A 6,392-nucleotide genomic window follows, 5' to 3' on the forward strand; every position below is an offset into this window, starting at 1 on the left:
ATGGCCGGTTAATGCTGGTCACTCACCAGGTGAACATCTCAGGCCTGACAGGTCGCGGTACGCGCTCTGGTGAAGTGCTGATCATTCGCGCGGCAGCAGGATCGGTTGAGGTTCTGGGCAGCATTCTCATTGATCCCTGACCTGTACCACGGGTGTCTGACCCGGACTTCAAACTAAACCGATGGAAATCTGTTCCGGCTTTGAAACGACGGGCAACGACGGGATTATATTCATATTTGCGTGACGCCGGAGGTGCGCGACGTTGCGCGATCGGCTCTGGGTTCCGGTGTTAAATCCCGTGCCGGGTCAGGCGTTCAGATAAGCGACGAGCACAACCTCGCCCGCCGTGAACAGAGCAATTCCGGCGGTCGCCAGAGCCAGCGCCCATACCAGCTTTTCCAGGAATGTCATCGCTGACGCATCACGCGACTGATCGGGTTTTGCTTTCATAATACGGGTCTCATCGGCTTCGTCCCCTGCCCGACCTTAACCATTCAGGAAGGTGTTCAGTAAAAAACCATATCCTGTAAGAAAGGCGGCAGCAGCCAGAACGGCCCCTACCAGAAGCAAGGCCTTGTCTGCTGTGGTGGTGATCTGAGATGTCCGGTTCTGGTAGCTGCTCATATCGGCGCGCCTTTATTACTGCCTGTGGCTGTAATGTTAAGGCCTGTCGCCGGCGGCACCAATACGCGGACTCCTGCCTGGCGAATTCCCGCCTTGTTAACACTGCGGTGCGCTGCATCTTTGGTCCCGAGAGAACCCTCGGGTGACGGCGCGTCAATTATTTCCTGTTGATTATTCCCGGTGGTTTCTGAACGGCACAGGGGGTCCAACGTTGTGAATGTCAGTTTACGATCTGTCTGAAGGCAACAAAGCTATGCTCAGCCTGATGGCACTGGCGCTCTTTCATCCATCAGGCCTTCTGATTTCAGCGCTGCCCAGAAAGCCGCAGGGACGGGTGTCTGAAACCAGTCCAGGATCTGGTCAAGTTCCGCCGCATTGCGCGGGCCGGGTATAACGGACGTGACGATATCGTTCAGCAGCGGGAACTGCAGCGCCGCTGCGGCCAGAGGAATATCGAACGCGTCGGCGGCTGCGCTCAGCGCGCGGGCTTTCTGAGTGATCTCTTCGGGTGCTTTTGCATAGTTCCACATCTCCCGGCCTACCAGAATGCCCGAGTTGAACGGGCCTCCGCAGATGATTGACGTACCCGCAGACCGGCAGGCCGGAAACAGCGTGTCGAGGGGCGTCTGCTCAAGCAAAGTGTAGCGTCCCGCGAGGAGGAACACGTCCCAGTCGCCAATACCCAGCGCATCCATGCAGATCTCGTTCTCGTTGACCCCCAGTCCGACAGCCCTGACCTGTCCTGCCTTGCGCAGTTCATCCATCGCACGGTAGCCGCCCTTTTCAAGATCCCGGAAATGGCGCGCGTTGTCGTCTCCGTGCTGGAAACTACCGATGTCATGGGCGAGCAGAATATCGATCCGCTCAAGCCCGAGACGCTGAAGATTATCTTCCCACGCACGCATAATACCGTCATAGCCGTAATCGTACACCACGTGGAACGGCAGAGGATCAACCATGCCAAACGCCATCGGGTCTGCAACTGCGCCGGGTCGCAAAAGGCGCCCCACTTTATCCGACAGCACATAGTCTGTGCCGCGCAGCATATCCCCCATGACCCGCTCAGAGCGTCCAAATCCATACCAGGGCGCGGTATCAAAGTAACCGATACCGGCGTCTTTCGCGCGGCGTATCAGGTCCGCCGCCTGGGCGTAGTCCAGATCAGCGAAATTGCCGCCAAGCGGTGCCCCCCCGAGGCCAAGCGTATCAATTGCAAGCCCGGTCGTCCCGACCTGTCTTTTTTCCATTTCCGGCACCTCTTTTGTTCAGCGTCATCTGAAGCAGAAAACTGACTGTGCTTCCAGTCGGTGCGGCGTTGCAAATATCCGGTCCGCATCAGTTCCGGCACAATAAGGCAAGCAAACGAAGACCCCGATGCCGAGTGCTCACGGCACAGATGTTAACGCCTGAGTGTCGTTGCGCTTGATCCGGATCAACGCAGTTTTTTTCGGTCGCTATAGGCTTGTGTAACCTCGCTGAAGCAGGTCACACATGAAACAGATATTTTGTTTTATCCCGTTTATCGTCTTTGCACCCTCTTTGCAGGCCGCGGACATGGGGAAAGCGTTATTCTTTGACAACTGCATCGCCTGCCACGGGGTGACCGGTCAGGGCGACGGTCCTGTCGCGCGGGATCTGAACGTGCCTCCCGCCGATCTGACGAGGATTGCCGCGCGTCGTGACGGGGTCTGGCCCATGCTCGAAATCATGTCGATCATAGACGGCTACTCCCGCAACGCGCATTCGCGCGAGGATATGCCGGTTTTTGAGAACTTTCTGGACAATGAAATGGTAGAATTTGACACCGGAAACGGCGTGACCGTCCTTGTGCCTGAAAAGCTGATTGAAATAGTGACATATCTCGAAGCCCTGCAGGATCCTGCGCCAACGAGCTACGTGCCCTGACCGCTGTTTGCACGTCGCGGCCCGGGCGTGCGGGCTCTGGCCCGGCGCGCACAGGCGCTGCACTCTTTGACCGGTCCGGCCTTATGTTTATGCTAAGCGCATGGGCTATGTTACCTCACTCTTTGCGCGAAAGATGGTGGCAGCGGCAGGCGACGAAATCGATGCCTCCGCGCTGTTAAAGCAGGCCGGTATTGACCCCGACGGGCCTTGGGACCCGAAGGTGATGATCTGCGCTGATCTTTATTACGATATGCTGGAACAGATCGCAGACCAGGTCGATGTGACCGGCCTGCCGGTGCAGGTGGGCGCGTCGATGCGACCGGATGAATACGGCGCACTGGGACTGGCGTTCAAGGCGGCAACAATTCTGGGCGCATCCTTCGCCCGGATCGAACGGTATGCACGGCTCTGGACCAGTGTTGTCGAATATGAACTGCGCCCGGCACCGGCGGGGACGCTCTTTATTCTTCATCGACCCGGCCCCCGGCGGCTCGGCATGCGGTTGTCGAATGAAGCAACGCTGGCGAGTGCCGTGTCGCTCGCCCGGCAGGTCAGCGGGACACCGTTCACCCCTCTGGAAGTCCTGATCCGGCACCCTGCCCCGAAATCCGTTACCACACACGAGGACTGGTTTGGCTGCCCGGTCCGGTTCAGTGCAGAGCTTGACGCGATCCTGCTGGCCCCGGAGATGCTGTCGCAGCCGAACAGTCTCGGAGATGAGGGGATTTCGCGCTATCTGATCTCGCATCTGGATGCCGAACTGTCGCAGATTACCAAAGAAGCCTTTGTCGTTGCACAGGCGAGGGATGCAATCGCGCAGGCCCTGAGCGAAGGCACGCCAAAGATGGCTGATATCGCGGCCGGTCTGGGCCTCAGCACGCGCTCGTTTCACCGGCGGTTGTCAGAACACGGGATGAGCTTCCAGACCCTGACCGAGGACACGCGTCGCAGCCTGGCAGAGGGGCTTTTGCGCGACAATGACCATTCGCTCGCCGAAATTGCATTTCTGACAGGGTTTTCCGAGCAAAGCTCTTTTACACGGGCGTTCAGGCGATGGCTCGGCGAGACCCCGGCCAGTTACCGCAAGCAGATCAGACTGAACCAGGCGTAAAGATGCACCTGCGCTCGGGGATCTCGCACTGACGCTCATTCTGTTGGTCCGTGCAGCGCCGTTTTCTGCCTTCAAATACGCAATTCATCGGCGGAAGCAGAGACCGGATGGTGGCTGTCTCTGTTGCCTGTCTGAGATCTGATACCGGCTGTTCGCATTCTGCGCCGTCAGCCTCGCGGGTACTTGACGGCGCGCAGACCAGAGCAGTTTCGATCGCACCGACCGCGCCGGAAACCACCTGACCGCCACGCGTCCATATCGACCGGGTACGCAGGCTGCGGGAGACCTGCCACACCGGGAGCCGCCTTTCCCGCGCTGCGATCGCCGCGATCTGGCCGCGATCTGGCCGCGATCTGGCCGCGAGGGTCAAAACTGTGGCGCGAGCGGTCAATACCACCGGACGTGCCGTCGATTATCCCGGGGTCCATCACTTTGACCGAAAGGAGAAACACGTGAGCAACAACCTTACACTTGTTATCGGCGCGACCGGCAAAACCGGCAGCCGCGTCGCCGCCAAACTGGACGCCAGGGGCGTCCGCGTGCGCCGCGGATCGCGCAAGTCGGCGACACCGTTCGACTGGGAGGCGCCCGAAACCTGGGCTCCGGCCCTTGAAGGCGTGACATCAGCCTACATTACCTATTTCCCCGATCTTGCTTTTCCGGGTGCTGTGGACAAGCTGGACTCGCTCTGTGAAACAGCAAAAGACGCCGGTGTCGGGCATCTCGTCCTGCTCTCCGGGCGCGGCGAGCATCATGCACAGCATGGCGAAGACGTTGTGCGCAGTTCGGGCGTGGATTTTACCATCGTGCGCGCGGCCTGGTTTGCGCAGAATTTCAGTGAAGGGTACCTGCGTGATCCGGTTCTGGCAGGCCTTCTGCCTGCGCCCGGCGGCGACGTAACCGAGCCTATCATCGATGTTGAGGACATTGCGGACGTCGTCGTGGCCGCTCTGACCGAAGACGGCCACAAAGGTAAACTCTACGAGGTGACGGGACCTGAGCTGCTGAGCTTTGCCGATATGGCGGCAATTCTTACCGCAGCGACCGGGCGCGACATCCGGCACACCCCGATCAGCTTTGCAGATTTTCATGCAAATATCGCCCGGTCAGGCGGCAGGTTCGTAGCGGACGTTTTTACCGCGATTGCCCGCGAGACTCTGGACGGGCGAAATGCCACTCTCACCGACGGTGTGCAGCGCGCACTGGGCCGTCCCGCACGCAACTTTGCAGATTTCGCCACACACGCGGCCAGATCCGGGTGCTGGTCGGTTGCGGCGGCAGAGCCTGTGCACGTCGTCTCTGAAGGGATCTGATATGACTCTCACGGTTTTTCAAAAACTCGCACTGGGTGTCTCAGGCGTTACGGCCCTTGGCATTGGTTGCTTTATCCTTGCTGCACCTGAGGCGTTTTATGCAGGCTACGGCATCACTTTTGTGCAGGACCCCGGTTTGCTCAGCGAGCTTCGGGCACCGGCGGCGGGGCTTGCTGCTCTTGGTATGCTGATGCTGCTGGGCATTGTGCGCCCCGCGGTCGCTCAGATCTCGATTGCCGTGGCTCTGACTGTGTATCTGGCCTTTCCCGCCGGACGGCTCATGGGGGTGGTGATCGATGGCCCTCCCCCGACCGGCATACTCGGCGCACTGATCCTGGAAGTGCTGATTGCGGTGCTCTGCCTCGCTGCCTTCTGCCGCAGACTTCGACCGCGAGGGTCCCGGGGTACACAGCCACGCACCGCCTGAGCATATGGATAACGGGGGGGGTGCGCGCGCCCCCTTTTCTCATTCAGATATGGATCTGTTGTCTGTGACCCCGCAGTTCAGTCCTCACTCCGTCCGCTGTCCCTGCCCGCGCGCTCCCCGGCGGCGATTTTCCGGTGTTTCAGATTCAATTATGCGGTCGCTCTTACTCACCAGTGGTACGGGCGGCATGAGGGCCACGCAGGTCGTCGACCCCCAGGTGTATTGCCGGGTTTTCATGACGCTCTTTCCAGGTATTGCGGGCGCATCGCTGATCATTGCGGTCGCGGACGCGATCTTTTCCCGCCCTATGGCAGGAGCATCCCACGGATCATAAAAAAGAACATCGCGGCAAGCACCGCCGCGACCGGAACGGTGATTATCCAGGCCGCTGCAATGCGCAGCAGAAGGTTACGTTTCACCAGTTCGACACGATGTACACGACCCAGTGCACGTCTTTCCTTTTTGCCAAGCAAACGATCGGCTGAGGCCTGTGCTTTCATGTCGCGCAGCATTTCCCCCTTTGCGCTCACGTCGGCCGCATTGAACCGCGCGAGAAACTCCTCGACAGCTTTCGGATCACTGTCGGCATGGTGGCTGCGTATTTCATCAAGCATACGCGCATAGCTCGATTTGATGTATTCGCGCAGAAACCCAACACCGAAGACACCCCCCACAGCGATATGGGTCGAGCTGACGGGCAGCCCGAGTTGTGACGCGATAATCACCGTGATCGCGGCCGCCATGGCGATGCAGAAGGCGCGGATTTTGTCGAGTTCGGTGATCTCGCTGCCAACCGTGCGGATGAGCTTGGGCCCGTAAAGCGCCAGCCCCAGCGATATACCGATGGCACCGACCGCCATGACCCAGACAGGAATGCCGGCTTTTGCGGATATGCCGCCTTCGGAAATGGCTTCGTTGATCCCGGCAAGCGGACCGACCGCATTGGCGACATCATTCGCCCCGTGCGCAAAGCTTAAAAGAGCCGCGGCAAAGATCAAAGGGACCGTAAAGA

8 protein-coding genes are annotated in these 6,392 nt (G+C 59.4%); 4 read left to right on the forward strand and 4 right to left on the reverse strand.

Features of this window, described 5'->3' with window-relative positions; all coding sequences use genetic code 11:
• Positions 1–306: 306 nt before the first annotated feature.
• From Q0M35_RS16285 to Q0M35_RS16295, 3 genes are all read right to left on the reverse strand, one after another.
• Positions 307–450, reverse strand: coding sequence for a hypothetical protein (locus Q0M35_RS16285; protein ID WP_295317286.1), 144 nt, complete (start codon positions 448–450; stop codon positions 307–309).
• A gap of 36 nt (positions 451–486) precedes the next feature.
• Positions 487–624, reverse strand: coding sequence for a hypothetical protein (locus Q0M35_RS16290; protein WP_295317289.1), 138 nt, complete (start codon positions 622–624; stop codon positions 487–489).
• Positions 625–881: 257 nt separating this feature from the next.
• On the reverse strand, positions 882–1,871 hold the full coding sequence (locus Q0M35_RS16295) for an aldo/keto reductase (RefSeq protein ID WP_295317293.1): 990 nt from the start codon (positions 1,869–1,871) through the stop codon (positions 882–884).
• A gap of 244 nt (positions 1,872–2,115) precedes the next feature.
• Between Q0M35_RS16295 and Q0M35_RS16300 the strand changes: the two genes are divergently transcribed.
• From Q0M35_RS16300 to Q0M35_RS16315, 4 genes are all read left to right on the forward strand, one after another.
• Positions 2,116–2,529, forward strand: a complete 414-nt coding sequence (locus Q0M35_RS16300) for a cytochrome c (protein ID WP_295317295.1) — start codon at positions 2,116–2,118, stop codon at positions 2,527–2,529.
• 100 nt (positions 2,530–2,629) lie between these two features.
• Positions 2,630–3,640: an AraC family transcriptional regulator gene (locus Q0M35_RS16305; protein WP_295317297.1), complete on the forward strand. Its 1,011-nt coding sequence runs from the start codon at positions 2,630–2,632 to the stop codon at positions 3,638–3,640.
• A gap of 452 nt (positions 3,641–4,092) precedes the next feature.
• Complete coding sequence (locus Q0M35_RS16310) at positions 4,093–4,953, forward strand: NAD(P)H-binding protein (protein ID WP_295317299.1); 861 nt, start codon at positions 4,093–4,095, stop codon at positions 4,951–4,953.
• Position 4,954: 1 nt separating this feature from the next.
• Positions 4,955–5,380, forward strand: coding sequence for a DUF4345 domain-containing protein (locus tag Q0M35_RS16315; protein WP_295317306.1), 426 nt, complete (start codon positions 4,955–4,957; stop codon positions 5,378–5,380).
• A gap of 305 nt (positions 5,381–5,685) precedes the next feature.
• Here the strand turns inward: Q0M35_RS16315 and Q0M35_RS16320 are convergent.
• Positions 5,686–6,392: inorganic phosphate transporter (locus Q0M35_RS16320; RefSeq protein WP_295317310.1), on the reverse strand; the 707-nt coding region annotated here is incomplete at its 5' end.

Origin of the sequence: Roseobacter sp. (assembly GCF_024639605.1) — a bacterium.
Taxonomy (GTDB): domain Bacteria; phylum Pseudomonadota; class Alphaproteobacteria; order Rhodobacterales; family Rhodobacteraceae; genus Roseobacter.